Here is a 23528-nt window from a genome sequence, read left to right on the forward strand (position 1 = left end):
GCCCTCGAAAAATCTTGTCCTCGCCCTTCAGGCGCGTGTCGAAATGCCGTCTTCGTCCTCTAGTTCGCGAAGCGGAAATGCATCACATCGCCGTCCTGAACCACATATTCCTTGCCCTCGAGACGCATCTTGCCTGCGTCCTTCGCCCCTTGTTCGCCATTCAGCGCAATATAGTCGTCATAGGCAATCGTCTCGGCACGGATGAAACCTTTTTCAAAGTCCGTGTGGATGACACCGGCAGCCGCGGGCGCGCGCGTGCCTCGCGTAATCGTCCATGCGCGCGTCTCCTTCGGTCCCACCGTGAAATAGGTGATGAGGTCGAGCAGCGCATAGCCGACGCGGATGAGGCGCGACAGGCCGGGCTCCGTCAGTCCCAGTGTTTCCAGATATTCGGTGCGGTCTTCGGCTGGAAGCTGCGCCACTTCCTCCTCGATGCGGGCGGATATGACGACGGATTGCGAGCCTTCCGCTTTCGCCTTTTCTTCCACGCGCTTCGAATAGTCGTTGCCCGTCGCGGCGGAGGCTTCCTCCACGTTGCAGACATAGAGGACCGGCTTCGAGGTGAGGAGGTTCAATCCTTCCCATGCCTTCATGTCGTCATCGGAGATTTTCTTCTCCGCCGTTGCAAGGCGGGCGGGCTTGCCGTCGCGCAGATAGGTGAGCGCGATATTCATCATCTCTACCTGCAGCTTCGCTTCCTTGTCGCCGCCCTTTGCCTTCTTCTCGTTCGCGACGACGCGCTTTTCGAGGCTGTCGAGATCGGCGAGCATCAGTTCCGTCTCGACGATTTCGGCATCGGAAAGCGGGTCGATGCGGTTCTCGACATGCGTGATGTCGTCATCGACGAAGCAGCGCAGCACATAGGCCACCGCGTCCACTTCGCGGATCGTGGCGAGGAACTGGTTGCCGAGCCCTTCGCCTTTCGATGCGCCTTTTACAAGGCCTGCGATGTCGACGAAGGTAAGGCGCGTCGGAATGATTTCCTTGCTCTTTGCAACGGATGCCAGCTTTTCGAGCCGCGGATCCGGCACCGCCACTTCGCCGACATTCGGCTCGATGGTGCAGAAGGGATAGTTCGCGGCCTGCGCGCTCGCCGTCTGCGTCAGCGCGTTGAAGAGGGTGGACTTGCCGACATTGGGCAGACCGACGATGCCGCACTTGAATCCCATGACCTACTCGTCTCCGTCTTTCTCTTTTGTTTTCGGCTTCTTCTCGGGCTCGGGGTTGAGCGCGAGATGCACCTTGTTCGCGAATGTCGCGTCCTTGCCCGTCGCGAGCAGCGGCGCCGCATCGGCAATCGCCTCGATCAGCGTCTCCACCCAGTCGGCGGTTTCGGCCTTCGAGAAATCGCCAAGCACATAGCCGAGCACGCGGTCCTTGGCGCCCGGATGGCCGATGCCGATCCGTACACGGCGGAACTCCGGGCCGATATGGGCGGCGATGGAGCGAATGCCGTTATGGCCTGCCGCGCCGCCGCCGGTCTTCATGCGGACCTTGCCGGGTTCGAGGTCGAGTTCGTCATAGAAGACGACCACGTCCGCCGGTGTCAGCTTGTAGAAGCGCATCGCTTCGCCGACGGCGCGTCCGCTTTCGTTCATGTAGGTGGTCGGCTTCAGGACGATGACCTTTTCGCCGTCCAGCGTGCCTTCCGAAACGATGCCCTGAAAGCGTGCGCGCGGCGGCGAAAAGGAATGGCGGCGAACGATGCCGTCCGCCGCCATGAATCCGATATTGTGCCGGTTCCGTGCGTACTTCTCGCCTGGATTTCCGAGACCGACGAGCAGGATCATCGCCGGCTCCTTTCAGGCGCGCTGGATCAGTCTTCCTTGCCGGAAGACTTCTCCTCGGACTTGTCTTCGCCCGCTTCCTCGGTCTTGGCTTCATTGTCCGCCGAGACGACAGCGGCAGGGGCCGCGATCGTCGCGATGGTGAAGTCGCGGTCGGTGATGGTCGGCGAAACCTTCGCGGGCAGCTTCACGGCCGAGATGTGGATCGAGGAACCCATCTCGAAGCCGGTGAGGTCGATATCGAGCTGCTCGGGGATCGCGTCCGCCGGGCAGACGAGTTCGACTTCATGGCGCACGATGTTCAACACACCGCCGGCCTTGATGCCGGGCGAGGCTTCATGATTGTGGAAGTGCACAGGCACGTCGACGGTGACCGTCGCGTTCTTGCCAAGGCGCAGGAAGTCGACATGGATGATGAAGTCGCGCACAGGTTCGAACTGCACGTCGCGCGGAATGACGCGCTCGGTCTTGCCGCCGATCTCGACATCGAGCACATGGCTCATGAAGGTGCCGGTCTGGTAGAGCGCGGAAACGTCCTTGTAGCTGACGGCGATCAGTTCGGGCGACTGCTTGTCGCCATAGATAACGGCGGGGACGCGGCCTGCGCGGCGGAGCGAACGGACAGCCCCCTTGCTGCCTTTTTCGCGCGCCTCGGCCTTGAGCGTCTGGGTCTCGGCCATGACAAATTCTCCAATAAAAACGGGGCCTTAGCGGCCCGCGTGAAAACCCGCAAGTCTCCTCCAGGGGTGTGGAAGTGCGGGATTGCGGGCCTTATAGCGCCGAACACCCGAAAACTCAACTGCAAGAAGGAGAAGGCGGGTGGGAGCCCGTCAGTCGAAAAGGCTCGAAACCGAGCGTTCCTCGGCGGTCCGGCGCATGGCCTCGCCGATCAGCGGGGCGATGGAGACGACCCTTATATTGTGGCTGACGCGGACGGCTTCCGTCGCCTGGATCGAATCCGTGATGACGAGTTCCTTGAGCTGCGAGGCGGAGACGCGGGCGACCGCGCCGCCGGAGAGAACGCCATGCGTCACATAGGCGGAGACTTCGGTCGCGCCCTCTTTCAGCAGTGCTTCGGCGGCGTTGCAGAGGGTTCCCGCGCTGTCGACGATGTCGTCGACGAGAATGCAGGAGCGGCCCTTCACGTCGCCGATGATGTTCATGACCTCGGACTCGCCCGCGCGTTCGCGGCGCTTGTCGACGATGGCGAGGTCGGCGCCGATGCGTTTCGCAATGGCACGCGCGCGGACCACGCCGCCGACGTCGGGCGAGACGACCATGACGCCGTTGCTCGTCTTGTAATGCTGTTCGATGTCGCGCGTGAGGACCGGCGCCGCGAACAGATTATCCGTCGGAATGTCGAAGAAGCCCTGGATCTGGCCGGCATGAAGATCAAGCGTCAGCACGCGGTCGGCGCCTGCCGTTACGACCAGGTTGGCGACGAGCTTTGCCGAAATGGGCGTGCGGGCGCCGGGCTTTCGGTCCTGCCGCGCATAGCCGAAATAGGGGATCACGGCCGTGATGCGCCGCGCCGAAGCGCGCCTCAGCGCATCCATGATGATGAGCGTTTCCATCAGGTGGTCGTTGGCCGGGTAGGAGGTCGACTGGATCACGAAGACGTCCTCGCCGCGGACGTTTTCCTGAATTTCGACGAAGACCTCCATGTCCGCGAAGCGGCGGACGACCGATTTCGTAAGCGGGAGATTGAGGTATGCGGCGATGGCTTCGGCGAGTGCCCTGTTGGAATTACCCGCGACCAGTTTCATTCCGACACCCCTGCCATCGCTTCATGCGCCGAAGGCGCCATGTTCCCCAACCAGAAATCGCCGCCGGACATGACGTTCCGGTGACGGCGCGAGCGCGTTGTAACAAGGGGTCCACCCCCTGTAAACACGCAACTCACCGCCCAAAATTAACCGTCCCGGCGCGGCGCCCGGTCTTGCGAATTGGCAGCCATGGATGTGTCCGTTCTTCCCAGAACCGCCAGCACGCCGTCCGCCGCAGCTTCCGCCGCCATTTCCGCCACTTCGCCCCAGCGGCCTGCGATCCTTTCGGCATCAAGTGCATTTTGCTGAAGCACTTCGCCCAGAATTTCGCCATCGGCGGATTTTACCAGCCAGCGTATGGATACATCCGTTCGTCCGTCGTTCCGCGAGGCTGTAACGACGCTGCCTTCGATCCGGTAGCGCGGGGCATCGACCCAGCTTGCCGTTGGAACCCGGCGGGAGAGGGCCCCATTCAGCGCGCCGCTCAGCGCGGCATTGCCGTCGCCCGGCGTCGGTCCGAGTGCGATATCGAAGGGCAGGCGGGCTTCGGCTTTCTCTTCTCCGATGCTGCCCGTGATGACGCTGTCATTCTCTGCCGGGAGCCGGCTGGCTATTGTCGCGCCCGGTCCCGCGGCTTGCGAATACCAGCTTGCGATTTTTTGCGCGGTTGCCGCCGCGAAGCTGCGAAGGGTGTTGTTGCCGACGGCATTCCACGGGTCTTCGCTTGGCTTCCCGCCGGGTATGGTCTTTTCGTTGAGTACGCGGTGCAACCGCGCCCCGCCCGCATCCCCGATGTCGATGACGGCAACGATATAGGTGCCGTCGGGGTTTTTGCCGGCGCCCATGGCTCCCGTCACGTCGAAAGAAAGACCGCCTTCGCCGGAAAGGGGAATGCTCGTCCGCGCCATTTCTTCTTTCAGCAATTCGGAAAAAAGATTGGCCTCTGTCGGCGGTACGCCTGTCAGCGCGGAGATGGCCACTTTCGAGACCGGGGCGGATTTTGCTGTATTCCCCTCCACAAGGCGAACGTCTCTCGTGGTCTCTTCGGATGCGATATTGTCCGCGCAGGCGGCCATGGCGAAGATCGCGAGGGCAGCACCCATCTTCAACCGGCGCGAGCCCGCCCGTCTCCAGCTATCGATTTTGGTTGTGGCTGGCTCTGCCGCCATCCGCGCCGCCGATCTTTCCGCTGCGCCACTCCCCGGTGGGCGCGGGCCGCAGTTTAGCGCGATTCGGCAAAAAGGCGGGGGCTCAGCTTCGCAGCATCAAAGCCGACAACTGGCGGCCATAATCCGGCTCCTGCCTGTGCGTTGCCCGGCGGTAGGAAAAGAACCGCTTACTGTCCTGGTAGGTGCAGTTGCCGAGAACCGAGACTGTGCCGATATCGGCCGCTTTAAGCCGGGCGCCGGCGTAGCCCGGCAAATCGAAAAGGAAGTGGCCGGTCTTTTCGGATGGTTCGAACCATCTTCCATTTTCGCCGCTCGCATCCAGAAAGCGTTCGCGAAATTCCGGCCCGACTTCATAGGCCTCTTTCGAGATGCAGGGGCCGATTGCCGCCGAGATGCTGCTTCGCTCCGCCCCGAGCTTTACCATCGCGTCTATGGTTGCCTCGAGCACGCCGGTAAAAGCGCCTTTCCAGCCCGCGTGAGCGGCACCGATGACATGCGCGTTCTTGTCCGCGAAAAGGACGGGCGCGCAATCGGCGGCGAGCACGCCGAGGGCGATACCCGGCCTTGCCGTCACCATGGCATCCGCTTGCGGCGCCGTTTCGGGCGTCCAGGGTTCGGTCACTTCAATGACGTCGGCACTGTGCACCTGATAGACGGTCAACAGCTTTTCCGGCTCGACGCTCAACTTCGCCGCAATGCGGGCCCTGTTCTCGCGAACAGCCGCTTTGTCGTCGTTTGAGCCATAGCCGCAATTGAGCGAGGCATAGATGCCTTTCGACACACCGCCCTCACGCGTGAAGAAGCCGTGCCTTATATGGGCAAGTACGTCGAGAGGCTTCGCCTTCAGCATGCAAATTCCTGTCAGAAGCCGGCGGGCGAAGGCGCGCCGCGCGGGGTGATACCCAGTACCTTGAAAAGGCTGCCCATCCCGTCCCTTGCGGTCAACCGCTGCATGGCCGAAGCGATATCTTCCCGCTGGGCGGGTGTTGCGTTTCTGCTCAACGCTTCGGCACGCGCCTCGATCCCCAATGCCATGAGAAACCTGCCTTGTTCCACCGCTCCATGAGCGGCCGCTCCGGCGGCGCTCGCCGCGTGTGAGAGAGCTTCGAAGTCGACATGTGCCGTGAGGTCGGCCTCACCCGGAGCCTCGAAAGGATCTGCAAACTTGTGGTCCCTCAAGGCCTGCAGCGTGTCGCCCGGAGCACTTGAGACATGGCCATAATCAATGACGAGCGCCGCGCCGCCGCGCCGGGCAATGCGATGGGCAATCGTTTCTGTAATAGAAGTGGAGGCGGGAGAAACCTCGGCGATGCTGCCTTCCTGCGCTGCTTTCATGGCAGCGGGCAGGCCGCTGTCGTCCGCAAGCGGCACCGGTGCGAGCACGGGAACGAAACGTCCTTCCGCCATGCTGACAAACCGTTCGCACCAGCCGCGCTCCGTTCGCTGATATTGCGTCACCGGCAGCGCATCGAAAAATTCATTGGCGACGAGAAAGAGCGGGAGGTCGGGCAAATCGTCGACATGCTCATGCCAATGCGCCTGCGGAATGCGTTTGCTTTGGGCATTCCGCAACACCGGGCTCGTTTCGACCAGATGTATCGAGGCCGCTTCCACCATGTGCGGCACGGCAGCAATGGCGCGCAGGGCGTCGGCCATAAGTGTGCCGCGTCCAGGCCCGAGCTCGGCCAGAACAAATGGTTTCGGTGAGCCCTGTTCAAGCCATTGATCGGCAAGCCACAGGCCGACCAATTCGCCGAACATCTGGCTGATTTCAGGCGCCGTCACGAAATCGCCCCGCGCGCCGAGAGGGTCGCGGGTCATGTAGTAGCCGTGCTCGGGGTGACCGAGGGCGAGCGCCATATATTGAGAAAGCGGGATGGGGCCCGTCTGTTCGATCAGCCGGGCTATTTGGCGCGCGAGCGGTGAGGTCATTTCCGCTTCGTGGCGACGGCGGGCGCGGGCTTGGCGTTGGAGAAATGCCAGGCGAGCCCCACACCCACAATCACCATCGGAATCGAAAGCACCATTCCCATTGTGAGCCAGCCGCCGAGCAGATACCCAATTTGCTGATCGGGTTCGCGGAAGAATTCCACCACCGTGCGCGCGGCGCCGTAGCCGGCGACGAAGAGGCCGGTCACGACACCGGGTTTTTTCAACACATCGAAGCGGTGGGTCAGAAGGCGCAGCAAGAAGAAAAGGAGAATGCCTTCAAGAGCCGCCTCATAGAGCTGGCTCGGGTGGCGGGGGAGCGGCCCGCCGTTTGGAAAGATCACGCCCCATGGTGCGTCGGTCACGCGGCCCCAGAGCTCGGCGTTGATGAAGTTCGCGAGGCGGCCGAAGAGGAGGCCGATGGGTGCCGCGGCGCTCACCATGTCCGTCATCGCAAGCGGCGCGATGCCGCGCGAGCGCGCGAAGAAGATCATGGCGATCAGGACACCGAAAGCGCCGCCATGAAAGCTCATGCCGCCTTGCCATACATAGAAAATCTCGAGCGGGTGCGAGGCGAAGTATGCGGGATTGTAGACCAGGACATAGCCGAGACGGCCGCCAACAATGACGCCGAGCGCCGCCCACAGCAGCGCGTCGTCGACATCCAGTTTGGTGACGGGAGCAGCGCCCGGCCAGATGCGGGGTGTTTGCGTGAGCGCCACGACATAGCGCCAGCCGAGAATGAGCCCCGCGATATAGGCGAGAGCGTACCAGCGGATTGCAAAGGGCCCGATTTGAATCAGGACGGGATCGATGTCGGGAAATGGCATGTGGCTCCAGCCTGAAATCTGCGGCAATCAGGCGCCGCGCTTCGCCGATGGCGCGCTAGTTTGCTCCCGGCGCCCGCCCTGTCAAGAAAGCCGGAGGATTCGCTTTTCGCGGGCGAGAAGCTATGTTCTCCTCATAGCCACGGAGCAGTGCCATGACCCAGACCCAGAACCGCATTTTCGACGAACTCGGCAAGCTTTTCACGAACGCCGCCGGCGCAGCGCAAGGTGTTCGTCAGGAAATCGAAACGGTGCTGAAGGGGCAGGCGGAGCGGCTGATCGCGGATATGGATCTGGTGACGCGCGAGGAATTCGACGCGGTGCGGGCAATGGCCCAGCTGGCCCGGGAAGAAAACGAGGCCTTGAAGGCGCGCATCGAGGCACTGGAGGCGGGCGCCAAAAAGAAGCCATCGCCCAAAAAGCCATCGGCTTCGGAGCATCCTGCTGCCGGAGGCCCGCAAGGCGATACCTCACCGCTCGGGTAAACGACGGCTTTTTCCACAGCTTCTGTTGTGATTCTCCCCCTTGGACGCCCTCAAGGGTTGCGCCGACTCAAAGCTTCGGGCACGGTTTGTTTAGTGTTTTGGGGCGGGTTTCCCACCAGATATAGCGGGTGAAGGCGGATGCCGCCCTCCTCAAGGTGGAGCCCGAGCGGGGTACAGGATGTCAGGCTCTGTCGCCGAAGTTGAAGAATTCGACGGCAATCCACTCGATCTTCTCGAACAGGTCGCCACAGTCCGCGACTGGTTTTTCGAGAGGAGTCACGAGGACGAACTGAATATCTGCGTCGCCGGCGAGTGGCGCGATTACCAGCTTTCCCTGAACTGGCGGAACGATCTCTCGGGGCTCCACATTGCCTGCACGCTCGACCTTCGGGTGCCCCCGGAAAAACGGCCCGCAATCCGCCATTTGCTGACACTGATCAACGAGCAGCTCTGGTCCGGCCATTTCGACATATGGTCCGATGACGGCGTGGTTCTCTTTCGCAACAGCCTGCTTCTCTGCGGCGGGGCGGCGGCAACACCGGAACAGTGCGAGGCGCTGCTTCGTCTCGCCGTGGAAGCCTGCGAGCGCTATTATCCGGCCCTGCAGTTCGTGATGTGGGCAGGTAAATCGGCTGAAGAGGCGATTGCCGCCGCCATGTTCGAAACGCAGGGATGCGCGTAAGTTTCACACGCGGACATTTTGGCGGTTTCAGAGCGGCGGTTTCAGACATGACACTTTCATTCAAGCGCCCACTCGTTCTTGTGGGGGCGGGCAAGATGGGCAGTGCCCTGCTGAACGGTTGGCTGGCTGAAGGTCTTTCACCTTCCCTCGTCAGCGTGCGCGATCCAGCGGCTTCGCCGGAAATCACTGGCCTGGCCGCCAAGGGGCTGTCTCTCAATCCTTCGGTTCATGACATCGCCCTCACACGCCCCGCGGTCGTGCTGCTTGCGGTGAAGCCGCAAGCGATGCCTGAAGTGCTGCCGGAACTCGCACTGCTTGTGCAACCGGAGACGCTGTTTCTCTCGATCGCGGCCGGTCTCGGCCTGCATCGTCTGAAGGAGTTGCTGGGTGCGGATGCGCATGCCGTCCGGGCAATGCCGAACACGCCTGCCTCTGTCGGCAGGGGCATTACAATTGCCTGCGCAAACGAGCTGGTCACTTCCGAGCAAAGGGCCCTGACGGACAGTCTCCTTGCGGCGGTGGGCGATGTCGGCTGGGTGGAAAACGAGGCGCAGATCGATGCCGTGACGGCAATCTCAGGCAGCGGTCCGGCTTATGTTTTTTATCTGGTGGAATGTCTCGCTGCGGCAGGCGAAAACCTTGGCCTCGATCCCGACCTCGCCATGAAGCTTGCGCGGCAGACGGTGAGCGGTTCGGGCGAGATGCTGCATCGGCTGGAAGAGCCTGCGGCCGTGTTGCGGGCCAATGTCACGTCTCCCGGCGGGACGACGGCGGCGGCGCTCGATGTGTTGATGGGCGAGGGTGGCCTGTCGCCGCTGATGCGCCGCGCGGCGCTTGCCGCGAGAGACAGGGCGCGGGCGCTGGGCAAATAACGCAACCCGCTCGCCAAATGCTTCCCGGAAACCTATTGTCTTTCCAGAGGAAGATCCGATGGCAGCCAAAATCGATCCCGAAGAGAAAATAGTGAAAGCCGCGATGAAGCTTGCTGCAAAGCAGGGCTGGCGCGAGCTCTCGCTTGCCGAGATCGCAAAAGCGGCGCGGGTCAGCTTGTCCGACCTGTCGAAGCTCTTTGCGTCGAAGGCCGAGATCCTTGCGGCTTATGGACGGCGCGTTGATGCGCTGGTGCTTGAAGAAGCCTTCCGCGAAGACAATGCGGGGGAGGCGCCTCGGGACAGGTTGTTCGATGTTCTCATGATGCGTTTCGATGCCCTGTCCGCCGACAAGGAAGCATTGAAACGGATTGCGCGCGATCTCCGCCGCGACCCTCTTGCATCGGCGCCGCTTGGACGGCCCTTTCTGCAATCCATGGGATGGATGCTGGAAGCGGCGGGGATCGACTCGTCCGGCATTCGCGGCGCGGTTCGCGTGCGCGGACTGGCGCTTGTGTGGGGTGCCGCCTTTCGCGTCTGGCTTGAGGATGAGCCGGACCAGTCGAGGACGATGGCTGAACTCGACAGCAGGTTGCGGCAGGGCGAGGATTTCATTCAGCGTATTTCCCGTCTGGGCACGCGCTCCCGGGCCCGCAACGAGAAAGACGCGGCATAGCGATCAGAAATGGAAGACGCGGCAGGCTGTGATTGCATCTTGCCGCCATTCGATAATCTCGACGACGCGCGCGCGGCCTCCTTCATCGCCATTGATGGTACGCCAGTATTCGACAGAAGCGCGGCCGCCATCCGTTGTTTCTTCTGCGATCACGCTCGTGATTTCCGCTTGAAAACTTTTCAGACGCGCGGCCGTCGCTTCTGCATAAGCGCGAATTTCCTCCCGGCCGCGAAGCGTTCCATCGGGCCGTTTCATGCGGCCGGCCACAACGGCGCTCATATGCGTTCCATCAGGCGCATAAAGTGCGGCAATGACGGCGGGGTCGAGGCTCTGCCACGCGTCACGCCAGCGGGCCACCATCAACGGCAGTTTCATGAGAACCTCCCTTGCTGATTGCGGCCAGTTCCGCACGGACGCCGAGATTAGTCAACAGTGCTGACCTTTCCTGAGTGCCGGCGTGTCAGACGGGGAGGTGAATGACCGCGCGCAGGCCGCCCATCGGGCTGCGGGAGAGCGTGATGTCGCCGCCATGTCCGCGCGCGATGTCGCGGGCAATGGCGAGGCCGAGGCCGGTGCCGCCTTCGTCGAGATTGCGCGCTGCATCGAGCCGGTAGAACGGGCGGAAAACTTCTTCCATCTGTTCCTCCGGAATGCCTTCACCATCATCGTCGACAAAGATGTCGATGCTGCCGCCATTGTCGTCATTGTCCACGTCGCGGATTGCCGTGACCCAAACATGGTTCGCATATTTGCCGGCATTATCGACGATGTTGGTAAGGCAGCGTTTGAAGGCATTGCGGCGGAGCTGGACATTGAGATCGCCGTGCAATTCCAGGCGAACGTCGTGACCCTTGCGAAGAGAGTCGTCTCTCACTTCCTCTATCAGCTCGGTCAGATCGGTTTCTTCCGATGCTTCTCCCTGATGCCCGCGCGCGAATTCGAGATAATCGTCGAGCATCCGCTCCATTTCGTTTATGTCGGCGCGCAGTTCGTCGATTTCGGGGCCTTCCCCCAGCATGGCGAGTTGCAACTTGAAGCGGGTGAGCGGAGTGCGGAGGTCGTGGCTTACACCTGCGAGCATGGCCGTGCGTTGTTCGATCTGGCGTTGAATACGCGCACGCATCTCCATGAAAGCCTGCGCAGCGCGGCGTACTTCGGACGCGCCCTGCGGCCGGTAACTCGGGACATCCCTGCCCATACCAAAGGATTCCGCAGCCGTGGCGAGGCGCTCGATCGGACGTATCTGGTTTCGGAGGAAGATGATGGCGACGAAAATGAGTACGACAGAGGTTCCGAACATCCAGACGAGGAAAATGTGGGAGTTCGACGCATAAACATGGGAGGCGGGCGACAATACGCGCATCACCCCGCCATTATAGGCAATTCTGATGTCGACATACCGGGTGTACTGATCGGTGTTGAGCCAGAAGGGCCGCGTGACGCGCTGGCGCAATTCATCTCCCAGCGAGTCCGCAAGAAGACCTTCCGTCGAGGACGGTGCTTCGGGAAGGATTTCGCCATCCAGGAATGCGACGGGTAGTCCCAGGTGCTGGCTTGCGCGGGCGACGATCCTTGCGCCGTGCTGGGGCGTGGGGTCTTCCTCATATTCACTCAGGAGCAAGGCAATCTCCGCCACCGTCTTTGCTGAGAGGCGTTCGGTAACGAGTTGCCAGTGGCGTTCGAGGAAGACGTATGTCACCACGAATTGCAGCAGCACCATGGGTGCCACAATGATGATGAGAGAGCGGCCATAAAGACCGCGAGGCATTATCCGCTTCAGCAGCTGGAAAGGCTGGAGCGCAGCGCCGGGGCGCCGCACATCTTTGCCCGATGTCGATCCGGCATGGCTGTGTATGTCATTATCCATATCGGCAACATCAATCCGGCATCAGCGCGTAGCCTTCGCCGCGCACGGTTTGCAGGTAAAGCGGATTTTTCGGATCGGCTTCCAGTTTGCGCCGCAGGCGATTGATCTGCACGTCTATCGATCTTTCCGCCGCTTCATTGTCGCAGAGATCGAGGCGGGAAAGAGGTTTCCCCGGATTGGCCGCGAAAATGCGCATCAGCTGGATTTCGCGGGTTGTGAGGCGGATCTGCGTATCTCCATTCCAGAGCTCGCCGCGGGTGATGTTGAAGCGGCATGGCCCCAGATTTATCTCGTCATGGCGGCGCGCGCCCGCTGCCTGGGTCCGCCGCAGAATGGTTCCGATACGAAGAAGGAGTTCGCGTGGTTCAAAGGGCTTTGCCAGGTAGTCGTCCGCGCCGCGCTCCAGACCGTCGATCCTGTCTCCGGCCTCGCCGCGCGCCGTCAACATGAGGATCGGGATGGATGATTTCTGCCGAAGATCGCGGGTGAGGTCGAGGCCGCTTTCGCCCGGCATCATGACATCCAGCACCAGAAGGTCGAATGACAATCCTTCAAGGCGGGCGCGGGCTTCGGCGGCATGTTCGGCCGTTGTGACGCGGTATCCGTTGTCGGAGAGGTAGCGTTTCAGCAATTCGCGAATACGGCGATCATCATCGACCACCAGCACATGGGGCGCGTCGTCGGGCGGCGGTGCCTTGCCGCTGCCTTGTTTTCCGGCCGTTGCGATTTCGTCCACGGTCACTGCGCCCGCTTTCTATTGCTGTTGGTCGCCTAGCCGCGTGCCGGTGCTTTGGCAATGCGATGTTCTACTTCGGGTCTGTCTTCATCATTGACGAGTGCCAGCAGAACTTTCCGCCATGCTTCATCCGAGCCGGGGCCTGCTTTCTCGAGCGCCTGGGCGACACGGTTCCTTTGCGGTATGGCCAGACGCTCGGCCAGTTCGCTGCCCTTGGGGGTCAAAAAGAGAAGCCGCTGACGCCGGTCCTGCTTTCCTGTTTCCTGCTCGATAAAGCCGCGCTCGATCAATTGCTTCAGCACCCTTGCGAGGCTCTGTTTTGTGATCCGCAAAATGTTCAGCAATTCGGCCACGGTAATGCCTGGATTCCGGCCTACAAAATGGACCACACGATGATGGGCGCGGCCAAAATCATACTCCGCGAGGAGCTCGTCAGGATCGCTGATGAAGTCGCGATAGGCGAAAAACAGCAGTTCGATGGCCTCGGTCAGGCGGTCGGCTTCCGCCGCCAAAGGGCGGTTGGAGGATTTGAGGGGCTTTGCCGTTACTGCCATTTTATGTCAGCCATGTTGACATATTTTCCGCTAAGTGCTACCTGTTGCAGACTGCATGAGACAGACTGGGCGCGAAGGCCGGGCAGATCGAATCTGCCACCTAGTATAGTGGATGTCGCGCGATAAGACTGTCTTGTGCAAATCTCCCGTTGAACGGGACCGAGTGCAGCCGGACAGTCTCGGTGGCGAAGAACCCGGCGCACCGTGGAAGCACACCAGGAAACAAGGCGATGGCAGACATTCCCTTCGACAAACGCGACGGATTTATCTGGTTCAATGGCGAGCTCGTTCCTTGGGCGGATGCCAAGATTCATGTGCTGACACATGGGTTGCATTATGCCAGTTGCGTATTCGAAGGCTGCCGGATGTATGGCGGCGAAATTTTCAAGCTGCGCGAACATTCGGAGCGGCTGATCCGGTCGGCTGAAATTCTCGGCTTTGAAATTCCCTACAGCGTCGAGGAGATCGACGCGGCCTGCATCGCCGCGGTGCGTGCGCAGAAACTGACAGACGGTTATCTGCGGCCGGTTGCGTGGCGCGGCAGCGAGATGATGGGCGTCAGCGCGCAGAAGAACAAGATCAACTTCGCCGTGGCTGCCTGGGAGTGGCCGTCCTATTTCGATCCGGAGCAGCGCAAGAAGGGTATCCGTCTCGATATCGCGAAGTACAAGCGTCCATCGCCCGAGACCGCGCCGTCGATGGCGAAGGCGGCGGGGCTCTACATGATCTGCACCATCTCGAAGCATGCGGCGGAGAACAGGGGCTATGCCGACGCGCTGATGTATGATTATCGCGGCTATGTCGCGGAAGCGACCGGCGCGAACATCTTCTTCGTGAAAGATGGCGTCATTCATACACCGAAGCCCGATTGCTTCCTTGACGGCATCACGCGGCAGACGGTGGTCGAGCTTGCGAAGGCGCGCGGTTACGAGATTCTCGAACGCCACATCATGCCGGATGAACTGCCGACCTTCTCGGAGTGCTTCATCACGGGGACGGCGGCGGAAGTGACGCCGGTGGGCGAGATCGGACCGCATCGTTACACGCCGGGTCAGATTACGGCGACGCTGTTCGGCGATTACATGGCGGCGGTGAACCCGAAGCAGGCAGCTAAAGCGGCCAGCGCCTGACGCCAATCCGACGCGGGTATTTGAAAGGGCGGCTTTCGAGCCGCCCTTTTTGTTTTCAGCGTTTCAGAACGGAGAAGGTGGCGTTGGCGCGCGCGCAGGCTTTGTCATCGGCGGTGACAAGACATTGCGCGAAACTCAACGTCGAGCCTGTCTTCACGACTTCCGGTTGAACTTCCAGCCACTGGCCGATGCGCGCGGAACTGAGAAAGTCGACGGTGAGGCCGACGGTTACAAGGCCTGCAATGTTTTCAATGCCCAGGCCGCAGGAAAGCCCCATCGCATTGTCCGCAAGCGCGGTGATGAGGCCACCATGGGCGAGGCCGCGCGAATTGGTGTGCGGCTCAGCAAGCCACAGACCTATGTGGATGGCAGAGCCTGTGTTTTTCGAGTAGAGCGGCCCCCAGGGATTGGTCAAAGGGCTCTGCCGGAAGTGGCGTTTGAAGCCTTCCGTGGGCGGATCAAGATGGATTTCGGAGGTCATGTTTCCGGTCCTGAAAGATTGCGAGATGGACCAGTGATACGCCTGGCGGAGGCTTTGCTGAACGCGCTTTTGCCGCAAATGGGATGGCAAAAAAGGGGCTAAAAGGCCCGACTGTCACCGAACTGTCACGAAACCGTCATGTGTCCCATTTGGCCGCGGCGGTGCCGTCGCTCTCGCGGGCATCGACCCAGTGCGACTTATCCCCGGTTTGCTCCCGTTTCCAGAAGGGGGCGCGGGTCTTCAAGTAATCCATCAAAAAGGAGGCGGCGTCGAAAGCGGCCTGACGATGGGCGGAGGCGGCGACGACGAGAACAATGTTATCCCCGGGCAGAAGCTTGCCGACGCGGTGAATGATGAGGGTGGCTTGAAGGGGCCAGCGGGCGGTGGCTTCCGATTCGATGCGGGCGAGCTTTTTTTCGGTCATGCCGGGGTAGTGCTCGAGTTCCATGGAGGCGATGCCGCCTGTTTCGCGCACGAGGCCGGAGAAGGTGACGACGGCCCCGATGTCGGTGCGGCCCTCGGTCAGGGCCGCGATTTCGGCGCCGATGTCGAAGTCTTCCGTCTGTATACGGATCATCGGATCAGCCGCCCGTGACCGGCGGGAAGAACGCGACCTCGGCGGCACCCGCTACCGGCGCATCGAATTCGCTGTGTTCCTGATCGACGGCGCAGCGGATGACCGAGATGTCGGCGAAGGCGGCTTCAAAGCCTTCGCCCCGCGTTTTCAGCCAGGCGATCAGACCGGCGACGTCTCGTACCTCGCCAGGGAGCGTCACGTCTTCTTCCGCGACGCCCGCCTTCTGCTTTACCCATGCGAAATAGAGCAGCTTCACATCCGGCCTTCCCGTTCGGCAGCGGCGGCGGTGGTCGGCGCGGGCGGACGATGCTCCGGCTTTTCGTCGCCGAGATGGTGGATGCCGGCTCGGAAATAGTCGATGCCGGTATAGAGCGTCAGGATGGCGGCGGCCCAGAGAAGCGTGAGGCCTGCTTCGGTGACGCCAGGCACGATCTTGTCGGCGGCGGGACCGGCGAGCAGGAAGCCGAGCGCGACCATCTGGATGGTGGTCTTCCATTTGGCGAGCTGCGTGACCGGCACGCTGACGCGCAGCTCCGCCAGGAACTCCCGCAAGCCGGAGACGAGTATTTCGCGGCAGAGAATGATGATCGCGGCCCAGAGGGAGAAACCGGCGATGATGTCGATCCAGGTGAGGGCAATCAGCACGGCGGCGACAAGGAGCTTGTCGGCTATCGGGTCCAGCATGCGCCCAAGATTTGACTGCTGCTCCCAGGCGCGGGCGAGGTAGCCGTCGAAAAAATCGGTGATACCGGCAATGACGAAGAGGCCGAGGGCTGTCCAGTGCGCGGCGTCACCGGGAATGTAGAAACACAACACAACAGCCGGGACGAGCGTTATGCGGAAATAGGTCAGAAGATTGGGCAGGTTTGTCGCCATTCTGCGTCAGCTCCGGTCTGGTCTCGTCCAGCTTAACACCCGACGCCCGTATGTCGCGAGGTGAAGGGAGAGAATCAAGGCGCGCTATCCGGATTTCCGTGGAAATGATCGTAAACGGCGCGCGCCACTTTGGCGCTGATGCCCTCCACGGATTCAAGATCGGCGAGGCCGGCACGCGCCACGGCGCGGGCCGAGCCGAAATGTTGCAGCAGGGCACGTTTGCGGCCGGGGCCGACGCCTGGCACATCGTCGAGCGGATTTACGCCGATCGCCTTCGAGCGGCGGGCGCGGTGGCTGCCGATGGCGTAGCGGTGGGCCTCGTCGCGCAGACGTTGCAGGTAGTAGAGAACGGGATTTCGCGGTTCCATCATGAAATCCGGCCGCCCGGCCATGAAGAAGCGCTCGCGGCCCGCGTCACGCTCGGGCCCCTTGGCGACGCCGACCGCGGTGACGTTGTCTATGCCGAGTTCGGCCAGCACTTCGAGCGCCACCTTCAACTGCCCCGCGCCACCGTCGATGAGGAGGAGGTCCGGCCAGGTTTCATCCGCCGGCTTGCCCTCGCTCTCCTTCAGGAGGCGCGTAAAGCGGCGGGTGAGCACCTGGCGCATCATCGCGTAGTCGTCGCCGGGCTCGATGTCGTCGCCCTTGATGTTGAACTTGCGGTACTGGTTTTTCATGAAGCCGTCCGGGCCCGCGACGATCATGCCGCCCACGGCCTGGGAGCCTGAAATATGGCTGTTGTCGTAGACTTCAATGCGGGCGGGCGGCTGTTCGAGGCCGAAAGCCTCGGCGACGCCTTCCAGCAGTTTGCGCTGCGAGGAGCTTTCCGCGAGGCGGCGGCCCAAGGCTTCGCGCGCGTTCAGCAGCGCATGGTCGACGAGCTGGCGCTTCTCGCCGCGCTTCGGCAAGCCGACGGCGACCTTGCGGCCGGCGCGGATGGTGAGAGCTTCGGCGAGAAGGGCGCGGCCCGGCACGTCATGGCTCAGAAGCACGAGGCGGGGAGGGGGACGGTCTTCGTAGAACTGCGCCAGGAAGGCATCGAGGACTTCCTCGGTGGAGAGTTCCTTGTCGTGGCGCGGGAAATAGGCGCGGTTGCCCCAGTTCTGCCCGGCGCGGAAGAAGAAGACCTGGACGCAGGTCTGACCACCTTCCGTCCATGCGGCGAAGACATCGGCTTCCGTCACGGTTTGCGGGTTGATGCCCTGATGCTGCTGGATCTGCGTCAGGGCGCGGATGCGGTCGCGATAGATCGAGGCCTGCTCGAAATCGAGGTCGGCCGAAGCCTTCTCCATCAATTCGACAAGCTGCTGCTGCGTCTTGCGGCTGCGGCCGCGCAGGAAGTCGCGCGCCTCGGCGAGAAGGACGGCGTAGCTCTCGCGGTCGATTTCGCCGGTGCAAGGGGCGCTGCACCGCTTGATCTGGAACAGGAGACAGGGACGGGTGCGGCTTTCAAAGACGCTGTCGGAGCAGGAGCGGAGCAGGAACGCCTTCTGCAAGGCATTCAGCGTGGCGGTGACGGCGCCGGCACTGGCAAAGGGCCCATAATAATCGCCGGGGCGGGAGCGCCCGCCGCGATGCTTCACGACCTGCGGGAAATCATGGTCTCCGGTCAGCAGGATATAGGGGAAGGACTTGTCGTCCCGCATCAGCACGTTGTAGCGGGGCTTCAGGCGCTTGATGAGATTGGCTTCGAGGAGCAGGGCATCCGTCTCGGTGGCCGTCGAGATGAATTCCATCTGGATCGTGGACGCGATCATGCGGGCGATGCGGTTCGAATGGCCGGCAAGCTTGGTATAGCTTGCGACGCGCTTCTTCAGGCTGCGCGCCTTACCGACATAGAGAAGCTCGCCGCCGGTGCCGTACATGCGGTAGACGCCGGGGCTGTCCGGCAGCAATTTCACCTTTTCGGCAATCAGGGCCGCCCCGCCGGGCGTTGAAATCGCACGGGTTTCCGCGCCGTCGCCGGGGACGGTGGGGGCTTCGGGAGCGTTGTCTTCGATGTCGTTCATCGGCCTCTGTATAGCATTGCCCGGGCAGGCTGCGGCGACAGGGCGGCGGACCTACCGGAAGAAGACGAAACGAGACGGCCAACCTGTGGATAAGTTTGTTGAAAGAGTTGGCCTCCGGCGAGGCCGGAAATCGTCAAGGTCTTGTAATAATTAGGATTTGTGACACCGGATAAAAACCCGTTCCGTTTCAAGGCATTGAAACATATGGGTTTTTCTTTCCTATGAAACCCCGGTTTCCGTTTTTCGGCTTCAAGGGCCGAGGGAGAGGCGGCAGCCGGAGGGCCTTGCCGCTGCTGTGCACAAATCCTCCGTGTGCGGCGCTTGAATGCGTCAAACCGTTGATTCCATTGCCGCTTTTTGGAGAGTATGCAGCGTCAGGAATGATGACGTATGCGCTCGATTTCGACGCCGACGCTGGACGCTTCCGGGATCACCGCCAGCTTCTCCACACGGATGAGCGCGACCTCGACCCTTTCGTCCTCGAGACAGGCCGAGGCAATCCGCTCGGCCAGGGTTTCGACGAGGTTCAGATGGCCTTCGGAGACGATGCTCTTGATCTTGTCCACGACCGTTGCATAGCAGACGACATTTTCCAGGCTGTCGCCATGAGCGGCCTCGGCGACTGTCAAATCCACATTCACGCGGATGGGCTGCGCCCTGCCGACCTCATGCCTGTAGGCGCCGATATGCGCGTCGAGAGCCAAGTCGCGGATGAAAACGTGGCGGATCGCACGGCCGGCATTGGCGATTTTCAGGGGCAGGACATTGTCTGGCTGGGTCATCGCTCGAACCTCATTCCGAAATGCCGGTTACGTCCGGCGTCTCCCAGGCGAGATGCTGCCCGCCATCGAGGGCGATCATTTGCCCGGTCATGGCGGGTGCCGCAAGGATAAACCGGAGCGCGGCGCAAATCTCTTCCGGGGTTGTGCCGCGCCCGAGAATAGTGGACGCGGTCTGGCGCTCGAAATCGGCCGCCGACTGGCGCTGGTTGGCGAGAGTGGGACCGGGGCCGATGCCGTTTACGCGGATATGGGGCGCGAGGGAGCGCGCCAGTACCTGCGTCATGTCCCACAGGGCCATCTTGCTCAAGGTGTAGGACAGGAATTTCGGCGTGGGCGCCCAGACGCGCTGGTCGATGATGTTGACGATATTGCCTTTGGCGCCGGCGGGGAGCTGGGCGGCAAAAGCCTGCGAGAGAAAGGCGGGCGCCCGCAGGTTGACGTCCATATGGTCGCTCCATGACTTCGGGGTCATGGTGCCGGCTTCATCGGGATAGAATTCGGAAGCGTTGTTGACGAGGAGAGCGAGAGGGCCGAGCGCCTTTGCCGCGTCCGGCACGAGAGCTTCCGTCGCCGCAAGATCGGAAAGGTCGGCTTTCAGAATGACCGCGCGGACGCCTTTGGCTTCGATTTCCTGCCGTACCTCCCGAGCGTCCTCATCCGACCGGTCGTGACGAATGCAGAGGGCGACGGACCAGCCGTCTTCGGCGAGCGCCAGCGCGATCTCCCTTCCGATGCGGCGCGCTGCGCCTGTCACCAATGCGTTTCGGCTTTTGCCGGTCAAAATGCGGTCTCTCAGATAAAAGTGCCGCCCTGGCTCATGGCGAACATGGCATAGAGATATGCGCCATAAGCGCAGAGGAAAACAACACCTGTGAGGCGGCCGACCTTGCCGCGCGTCATGGTCATGGGCAGGAGCATGACGACGGCGGCGAGCATGACCCAGAGATGGAAGCGGAGGAAATCCGGGTCTATCGGCAAAGGCGCGATCAGCGCGGTGACGCCGAGGATCGCGAGAATGTTCATGATGTTGCTGCCGATGATGTTACCCACCACCATGTCGTTGTTGCGGCGGAAGACGGCCATGACGGAGGTGGCGAGTTCGGGCAGCGAGGTGCCGACGGCGATCAGCGACAGGCCGATGACGGCATCGGAGACGCCGAAAGCCTGAGCGATTTCCGTACCGCCATCGACGACGAGATGTGCGCCGATGGGCAGGCCGACAATGCCGACAAGAAGCTTGGCGGCGATGGCGAGGCGCGAGAGATGCGGCGGATGAATGTCGCCATGCGGCAGGTCATGCGTAATGAAATGGCTTGTGTCGGAGAAGGCGTCGGCGGGCGCTTCGACCGCGGGGATGGCCTCTTCCTCGGCGGCGAGGGGCGGCGGGTCGTAGGGGTGCATCCGCGCGTCCCAGCCGGAATAGACGAGATAGGCGGTGAGCAGCGAGATGAGCAGCACGCCCTGCCAGAAAGAGAGCGTACCGACGAAGCAGAGAACGATGAGCAGAACGCTTGCCGCCATCATGACGATCATGTTGTGCGGCACGGTACGGCCGGTGCAGGCGATCGGATAGATGAGCGCCGGGAGGCCGAGGATCAGGAAGATGTTTGCGATGTTGCTGCCGACGACATTGCCCAGCGCGATGCCGGGCGAGCCGGCAAGGGCGGCGCGGATGGAGACGAGGAGTTCCGGGGCGGAGGTGCCGAAGGCGACGATGGTGAGCGCGATCAGAAGCGGCGAGACGCCATAGCGGGCAGCCAGCGCGGTGGCGCCGCGGACCAGGAAATCGCCGCAGACAAGAAGGATGACCAGGCCGCCAATGAGATAGGCATACATTTCAATCATCAGCCGCGCCCCGCAAAGGGATGGCAAGGCAGGAAGGTGCCTGCTTTTTCACGGCAATGCAGGCGGCATTCGATCCGCATGTGACCCTGTATCCTCTCCATTTCGGCTTGGTCCGCCCCCGGCCCCACTCCCGGACGCATATAGGGCGTGAACCCCAGCAAGGCAAGAATGACGCCGGATTCCGCCGCCATGGAGGCATAAATTGCGGTATTCTGCGGCCACGCTCTGACAGATGAGGTGCAAGTGGGCGGCGAGGTTCAGGCGGCGGAGGCCGCTGTCGAAGCGGTCGCGGGAGGGATTCACGTTCCTTACCTCAGGGAGGTGATTGTCTTCCTGATCGCGGCAGTGGCGGTGATGCCGCTGTTTCACTGGTTTCGCGCGAGCACGGTGCTCGGCTATCTCTTCATCGGTGCGGTGATCGGTCCGCATGGCTTCGCGCTGATTGCGGAAGGTATCGGGCTTTCCGAGATCGGCGAGTTGGGAGTGGTGTTCCTGCTCTTCACCATCGGGCTCGAGCTTTCATGGCAGCGGCTCCGCTCCATGCGAACCTATGTGCTGGGGCTGGGCGGCGCGCAGGTTCTCCTCTGCGGGTTGGCGCTGGCCGGCGTTTTCCTTTTGACGGGACTATCGGGGCCGGCATCGACCATTCTCGGTTTCGCGCTGGCGCTTTCCTCCACGGCGATCGTGACGCAATTGCTGATCGAGCGCGGCGAGTTCGCGGCGCAGCCGGGGCGGATCGCGTTTTCGATCCTGCTGATGCAGGACCTTGCGGTGGTGCCGATCCTCGTCATGGTGTCGATCTTCAGCGCCCAGGCGCAAGGCGGCGACGAGGTGAATGTTTTCAGCCTTGCCGGGATGGCGACATTGAAAGCCGCCGTGGCGGTGTTGCTGATCCTTACCGTTGGACGATATGTGCTGCGCTGGGTCTATGGCGTTGTCGCGCGGACGCGCAACCCGGAACTCTTTCTGGCGCTGTCGCTGCTGGCGGCGCTGCTGACGGCGGTGGCGACGGGGGCGGCGGGGCTTTCGATGGCGCTTGGCGCTTTTCTCGCCGGGCTGCTGCTGTCCGATACGGAATTCCGGCCGCAGATCGAGACGGATATACAGCCATTCAAATCGCTGCTGCTCGGGCTCTTTTTCATCAGCGTCGGGCTCGGCATGGATTTCACCGTGTTGCGCGACAGTTTCGGTGCGGTGCTCGGACTGATTGCGATGTTCTTGGCGCTGAAGACGGTGCTGATCGGGCTTCTCACCTTTTCTTTCGGATTGTCGAAACTTTGTTCGCTGCGAACCGGACTGCTGCTGGCGTCCGGCGGCGAGTTCGCTTTTGTGGTGATTTCGGGCGCGGCGACAGGCGGCGTTTTGCCGCTCGAAGTCGCGCATGTCGTGCAGCTTGCAGCGGCGATCTCGATGGCGCTGACGCCGGGGCTTGCCGTGCTTGGCGGCTGGCTGCAGACGCGGCTCGAGGGAAAAGAGGGCGAACGGGAGCGCAATGCCGATACGCTGGCGGAAGGGCTCGAGGCGCATGTCATCATCGCGGGCTATGGCCGCGTCGGACGGATCATCGGGCGGCTGTTGCGCGAGCAGCAAGTGCCCTATGTGGCGCTCGATCTCAATGCGGCGCTGTCGCGAGCAGCGCGGACGCGCGGCGAGCTCGTTTATTACGGCGATGCGGCGCGGACCGAGGTGCTGGAGCGGGTGGGCATCGAGCGGGCATCGGCCGTGGTGGTGACGCTTGACGACAGCGCGGCGGCGAGCCGGCTCGTCCGGGCGCTGCGGACGAAATGGGCCGATGTTCCGATATTCGCGCGGGCGCGGGACCGCGAACACATGCTGGACCTGGAAGAGGCAGGGGCGAGCGCCGTTGTGCATGAAGCCCTCGAAGCGTCGCTGCAGCTTTCGGGGCATGTGCTGAAGGCGATCGGCGCGCCGAACGACGCGACGACGACGCTGATCGACCGCGTGCGCGGCGAGGTCTATGAGCGGCAGGTGGCGGCGAAGGACGAGTAGGCTCAGGCTTCGTAGATCGCGTATTGCTTGCGCGTTCGCGTGACGACTTCCCAGGTGCCGGTAAAGCCGGCCGGGATGACGAAGGCATCTCCCGCCTTCAGCGTCACGGTTTTTCCGCCGTCCTCGGCGATGCGGCTTTCGCCTTCGAGGATGTGGCAGAACTCATGCTCGGTGTAGTGGATGCGCCAGGCGCCGGGCTCGCTTTCCCAGATGCCGGAGAAGAACTTGCCATCGGGCGAGGCATAGAGGTTCCAGGTGCGGCTTTCGGGCGTGCCGGAGACGATCCTGTCAGGGGCGGGGGCGCCTTTCTCGGGCGCGAGGCCGGCAATGGCGAAGGGGATCAGCGCGGTCGTCATCAGGAAGGCTCCGGTTGGTGCGTGCGGCGGCAGCCTAGCATGACGGGGAGGGCTGGCCGGAAGCTTGCTTGGTTTTGCTCCAGAGCGAAGGTCTGTCCCGAAAAGGGACAGGCCG

The 23528-nt window shown here is 62.2% G+C and carries 27 protein-coding genes; 6 read left to right on the forward strand and 21 right to left on the reverse strand.

What is annotated here, in order from left to right; genetic code table 11:
• Window positions 1–59: 59 nt before the first annotated feature.
• The 8 genes from ychF to lgt all read right to left on the reverse strand — a co-directional run bounded on the left by ychF (window position 60) and on the right by lgt (window position 7481).
• Window positions 60–1169, reverse strand: coding sequence for a redox-regulated ATPase YchF (gene ychF / locus PLAV_RS11430; protein ID WP_012111175.1), 1110 nt, complete (start codon window positions 1167–1169; stop codon window positions 60–62).
• A gap of 3 nt (window positions 1170–1172) precedes the next feature.
• Window positions 1173–1790: an aminoacyl-tRNA hydrolase gene (gene pth / locus PLAV_RS11435; RefSeq protein ID WP_012111176.1), complete on the reverse strand. Its 618-nt coding sequence runs from the start codon at window positions 1788–1790 to the stop codon at window positions 1173–1175.
• Window positions 1791–1816: 26 nt separating this feature from the next.
• Entirely contained in the window at window positions 1817–2467 is a 651-nt protein-coding gene (locus PLAV_RS11440; protein WP_012111177.1) for a 50S ribosomal protein L25/general stress protein Ctc, read from the reverse strand.
• Window positions 2468–2617: 150 nt separating this feature from the next.
• The gene (locus tag PLAV_RS11445; RefSeq protein WP_012111178.1) at window positions 2618–3553 is read right to left on the reverse strand and encodes a ribose-phosphate pyrophosphokinase; all 936 of its coding nucleotides are present in this window, start codon (window positions 3551–3553) and stop codon (window positions 2618–2620) included.
• Window positions 3554–3699: 146 nt separating this feature from the next.
• A complete protein-coding gene (locus PLAV_RS11450; RefSeq protein ID WP_041535971.1) occupies window positions 3700–4656 on the reverse strand; it encodes a hypothetical protein in 957 nt (318 codons plus the stop codon).
• A gap of 148 nt (window positions 4657–4804) precedes the next feature.
• Window positions 4805–5572 carry a peptidoglycan editing factor PgeF gene (pgeF, locus tag PLAV_RS11455; RefSeq protein ID WP_012111180.1) on the reverse strand — a complete coding sequence of 256 codons (768 nt, stop codon included), beginning with the start codon at window positions 5570–5572 and terminating at the stop codon, window positions 4805–4807.
• 11 nt (window positions 5573–5583) lie between these two features.
• Window positions 5584–6654: a class I SAM-dependent methyltransferase gene (locus PLAV_RS11460; RefSeq protein WP_012111181.1), complete on the reverse strand. Its 1071-nt coding sequence runs from the start codon at window positions 6652–6654 to the stop codon at window positions 5584–5586.
• Window positions 6651–7481, reverse strand: coding sequence for a prolipoprotein diacylglyceryl transferase (lgt, locus tag PLAV_RS11465; RefSeq protein ID WP_012111182.1), 831 nt, complete (start codon window positions 7479–7481; stop codon window positions 6651–6653). The genes PLAV_RS11460 and lgt overlap by 4 nt, the downstream gene beginning before the upstream one ends.
• 152 nt (window positions 7482–7633) lie before the next feature.
• Between lgt and PLAV_RS11470 the strand changes: the two genes are divergently transcribed.
• The 4 genes from PLAV_RS11470 to PLAV_RS11485 all read left to right on the forward strand — a co-directional run bounded on the left by PLAV_RS11470 (window position 7634) and on the right by PLAV_RS11485 (window position 10190).
• A complete protein-coding gene (locus PLAV_RS11470; RefSeq protein ID WP_012111183.1) occupies window positions 7634–7963 on the forward strand; it encodes an accessory factor UbiK family protein in 330 nt (109 codons plus the stop codon).
• Window positions 7964–8141: 178 nt separating this feature from the next.
• Window positions 8142–8645: a type III secretion system chaperone family protein gene (locus PLAV_RS11475; protein ID WP_012111184.1), complete on the forward strand. Its 504-nt coding sequence runs from the start codon at window positions 8142–8144 to the stop codon at window positions 8643–8645.
• A 47-nt stretch (window positions 8646–8692) separates the two neighbouring features.
• The gene (gene proC, locus PLAV_RS11480) at window positions 8693–9517 is read left to right on the forward strand and encodes a pyrroline-5-carboxylate reductase (protein ID WP_041536649.1); all 825 of its coding nucleotides are present in this window, start codon (window positions 8693–8695) and stop codon (window positions 9515–9517) included.
• 58 nt (window positions 9518–9575) lie between these two features.
• Window positions 9576–10190 (forward strand): TetR/AcrR family transcriptional regulator, encoded by a 615-nt coding sequence (locus PLAV_RS11485; protein WP_012111186.1) that lies wholly within the window; start codon window positions 9576–9578, stop codon window positions 10188–10190.
• 3 nt (window positions 10191–10193) lie between these two features.
• On the opposite strand, the gene PLAV_RS11490 is transcribed toward PLAV_RS11485, so the two are convergent.
• The 4 genes from PLAV_RS11490 to PLAV_RS11505 form a co-directional block, all read right to left on the reverse strand.
• Window positions 10194–10565: a nuclear transport factor 2 family protein gene (locus tag PLAV_RS11490; protein ID WP_012111187.1), complete on the reverse strand. Its 372-nt coding sequence runs from the start codon at window positions 10563–10565 to the stop codon at window positions 10194–10196.
• 85 nt (window positions 10566–10650) lie between these two features.
• Window positions 10651–12057: an ATP-binding protein gene (locus PLAV_RS11495; RefSeq protein WP_012111188.1), complete on the reverse strand. Its 1407-nt coding sequence runs from the start codon at window positions 12055–12057 to the stop codon at window positions 10651–10653.
• 10 nt (window positions 12058–12067) lie between these two features.
• On the reverse strand, window positions 12068–12799 hold the full coding sequence (locus PLAV_RS11500; RefSeq protein WP_012111189.1) for a response regulator: 732 nt from the start codon (window positions 12797–12799) through the stop codon (window positions 12068–12070).
• A 29-nt stretch (window positions 12800–12828) separates the two neighbouring features.
• On the reverse strand, window positions 12829–13347 hold the full coding sequence (locus PLAV_RS11505) for a MarR family winged helix-turn-helix transcriptional regulator (protein ID WP_012111190.1): 519 nt from the start codon (window positions 13345–13347) through the stop codon (window positions 12829–12831).
• A 230-nt stretch (window positions 13348–13577) separates the two neighbouring features.
• Here PLAV_RS11505 and PLAV_RS11510 point away from each other — a divergent pair, with 230 nt between their 5' ends.
• Window positions 13578–14477 (forward strand): branched-chain amino acid aminotransferase, encoded by a 900-nt coding sequence (locus tag PLAV_RS11510; protein WP_012111191.1) that lies wholly within the window; start codon window positions 13578–13580, stop codon window positions 14475–14477.
• A 55-nt stretch (window positions 14478–14532) separates the two neighbouring features.
• Here PLAV_RS11510 and PLAV_RS11515 read toward each other — a convergent pair whose 3' ends face one another.
• The 8 genes from PLAV_RS11515 to PLAV_RS11550 all read right to left on the reverse strand — a co-directional run bounded on the left by PLAV_RS11515 (window position 14533) and on the right by PLAV_RS11550 (window position 21047).
• Complete coding sequence (locus PLAV_RS11515; protein ID WP_012111192.1) at window positions 14533–14958, reverse strand: PaaI family thioesterase; 426 nt, start codon at window positions 14956–14958, stop codon at window positions 14533–14535.
• A 136-nt stretch (window positions 14959–15094) separates the two neighbouring features.
• A complete protein-coding gene (moaE, locus tag PLAV_RS11520; RefSeq protein ID WP_012111193.1) occupies window positions 15095–15535 on the reverse strand; it encodes a molybdopterin synthase catalytic subunit MoaE in 441 nt (146 codons plus the stop codon).
• Window positions 15536–15539: 4 nt separating this feature from the next.
• Window positions 15540–15791: a molybdopterin converting factor subunit 1 gene (moaD, locus tag PLAV_RS11525; RefSeq protein ID WP_012111194.1), complete on the reverse strand. Its 252-nt coding sequence runs from the start codon at window positions 15789–15791 to the stop codon at window positions 15540–15542.
• Entirely contained in the window at window positions 15788–16411 is a 624-nt protein-coding gene (gene pgsA / locus PLAV_RS11530) for a CDP-diacylglycerol--glycerol-3-phosphate 3-phosphatidyltransferase (protein WP_012111195.1), read from the reverse strand. The genes moaD and pgsA overlap by 4 nt, the downstream gene beginning before the upstream one ends.
• Before the next feature lie 74 nt (window positions 16412–16485).
• Window positions 16486–18420, reverse strand: a complete 1935-nt coding sequence (gene uvrC / locus PLAV_RS11535) for an excinuclease ABC subunit UvrC (RefSeq protein ID WP_012111196.1) — start codon at window positions 18418–18420, stop codon at window positions 16486–16488.
• A 374-nt stretch (window positions 18421–18794) separates the two neighbouring features.
• The gene (gene folB / locus PLAV_RS11540; protein ID WP_012111197.1) at window positions 18795–19202 is read right to left on the reverse strand and encodes a dihydroneopterin aldolase; all 408 of its coding nucleotides are present in this window, start codon (window positions 19200–19202) and stop codon (window positions 18795–18797) included.
• Between the two features lie 10 nt (window positions 19203–19212).
• Window positions 19213–19983 (reverse strand): SDR family oxidoreductase, encoded by a 771-nt coding sequence (locus PLAV_RS11545; RefSeq protein WP_012111198.1) that lies wholly within the window; start codon window positions 19981–19983, stop codon window positions 19213–19215.
• Between the two features lie 11 nt (window positions 19984–19994).
• On the reverse strand, window positions 19995–21047 hold the full coding sequence (locus PLAV_RS11550) for a calcium/sodium antiporter (protein ID WP_012111199.1): 1053 nt from the start codon (window positions 21045–21047) through the stop codon (window positions 19995–19997).
• A gap of 243 nt (window positions 21048–21290) precedes the next feature.
• On the opposite strand from PLAV_RS11550, the gene PLAV_RS11560 reads away from it, so the two are divergent.
• Complete coding sequence (locus PLAV_RS11560; RefSeq protein ID WP_049767771.1) at window positions 21291–23057, forward strand: cation:proton antiporter domain-containing protein; 1767 nt, start codon at window positions 21291–21293, stop codon at window positions 23055–23057.
• 2 nt (window positions 23058–23059) lie between these two features.
• Here the strand turns inward: PLAV_RS11560 and PLAV_RS11565 are convergent, their stop codons facing one another.
• Window positions 23060–23413, reverse strand: a complete 354-nt coding sequence (locus tag PLAV_RS11565) for a cupin domain-containing protein (protein WP_012111201.1) — start codon at window positions 23411–23413, stop codon at window positions 23060–23062.
• Window positions 23414–23528 lie beyond the last annotated feature (115 nt).

Origin of the sequence: Parvibaculum lavamentivorans DS-1, assembly GCF_000017565.1 — a bacterium.
GTDB lineage: Bacteria > Pseudomonadota > Alphaproteobacteria > Parvibaculales > Parvibaculaceae > Parvibaculum > Parvibaculum lavamentivorans.

Bases quoted from the DNA above. Each gene is read 5' to 3' on its own strand.
- ychF (WP_012111175.1), bottom strand. From the start codon at position 1,169: ATGGGATTCAAGTGCGGCATCGTCGGTCTGCCCAATGTCGGCAAGTCC.
- pth (WP_012111176.1), bottom strand. From the start codon at position 1,790: ATGATCCTGCTCGTCGGTCTCGGAAATCCAGGCGAGAAGTACGCACGG.
- PLAV_RS11440 (WP_012111177.1), bottom strand. From the start codon at position 2,467: ATGGCCGAGACCCAGACGCTCAAGGCCGAGGCGCGCGAAAAAGGCAGC.
- PLAV_RS11445 (WP_012111178.1), bottom strand. From the start codon at position 3,553: ATGAAACTGGTCGCGGGTAATTCCAACAGGGCACTCGCCGAAGCCATC.
- PLAV_RS11450 (WP_041535971.1), bottom strand. From the start codon at position 4,656: ATGGGTGCTGCCCTCGCGATCTTCGCCATGGCCGCCTGCGCGGACAAT.
- pgeF (WP_012111180.1), bottom strand. From the start codon at position 5,572: ATGCTGAAGGCGAAGCCTCTCGACGTACTTGCCCATATAAGGCACGGC.
- PLAV_RS11460 (WP_012111181.1), bottom strand. From the start codon at position 6,654: ATGACCTCACCGCTCGCGCGCCAAATAGCCCGGCTGATCGAACAGACG.
- lgt (WP_012111182.1), bottom strand. From the start codon at position 7,481: ATGCCATTTCCCGACATCGATCCCGTCCTGATTCAAATCGGGCCCTTT.
- PLAV_RS11470 (WP_012111183.1), top strand. From the start codon at position 7,634: ATGACCCAGACCCAGAACCGCATTTTCGACGAACTCGGCAAGCTTTTC.
- PLAV_RS11475 (WP_012111184.1), top strand. From the start codon at position 8,142: ATGTCAGGCTCTGTCGCCGAAGTTGAAGAATTCGACGGCAATCCACTC.
- proC (WP_041536649.1), top strand. From the start codon at position 8,693: ATGACACTTTCATTCAAGCGCCCACTCGTTCTTGTGGGGGCGGGCAAG.
- PLAV_RS11485 (WP_012111186.1), top strand. From the start codon at position 9,576: ATGGCAGCCAAAATCGATCCCGAAGAGAAAATAGTGAAAGCCGCGATG.
- PLAV_RS11490 (WP_012111187.1), bottom strand. From the start codon at position 10,565: ATGAAACTGCCGTTGATGGTGGCCCGCTGGCGTGACGCGTGGCAGAGC.
- PLAV_RS11495 (WP_012111188.1), bottom strand. From the start codon at position 12,057: ATGGATAATGACATACACAGCCATGCCGGATCGACATCGGGCAAAGAT.
- PLAV_RS11505 (WP_012111190.1), bottom strand. From the start codon at position 13,347: ATGGCAGTAACGGCAAAGCCCCTCAAATCCTCCAACCGCCCTTTGGCG.
- PLAV_RS11510 (WP_012111191.1), top strand. From the start codon at position 13,578: ATGGCAGACATTCCCTTCGACAAACGCGACGGATTTATCTGGTTCAAT.
- PLAV_RS11515 (WP_012111192.1), bottom strand. From the start codon at position 14,958: ATGACCTCCGAAATCCATCTTGATCCGCCCACGGAAGGCTTCAAACGC.
- moaE (WP_012111193.1), bottom strand. From the start codon at position 15,535: ATGATCCGTATACAGACGGAAGACTTCGACATCGGCGCCGAAATCGCG.
- pgsA (WP_012111195.1), bottom strand. From the start codon at position 16,411: ATGGCGACAAACCTGCCCAATCTTCTGACCTATTTCCGCATAACGCTC.
- uvrC (WP_012111196.1), bottom strand. From the start codon at position 18,420: ATGAACGACATCGAAGACAACGCTCCCGAAGCCCCCACCGTCCCCGGC.
- folB (WP_012111197.1), bottom strand. From the start codon at position 19,202: ATGACCCAGCCAGACAATGTCCTGCCCCTGAAAATCGCCAATGCCGGC.
- PLAV_RS11550 (WP_012111199.1), bottom strand. From the start codon at position 21,047: ATGATTGAAATGTATGCCTATCTCATTGGCGGCCTGGTCATCCTTCTT.
- PLAV_RS11565 (WP_012111201.1), bottom strand. From the start codon at position 23,413: ATGACGACCGCGCTGATCCCCTTCGCCATTGCCGGCCTCGCGCCCGAG.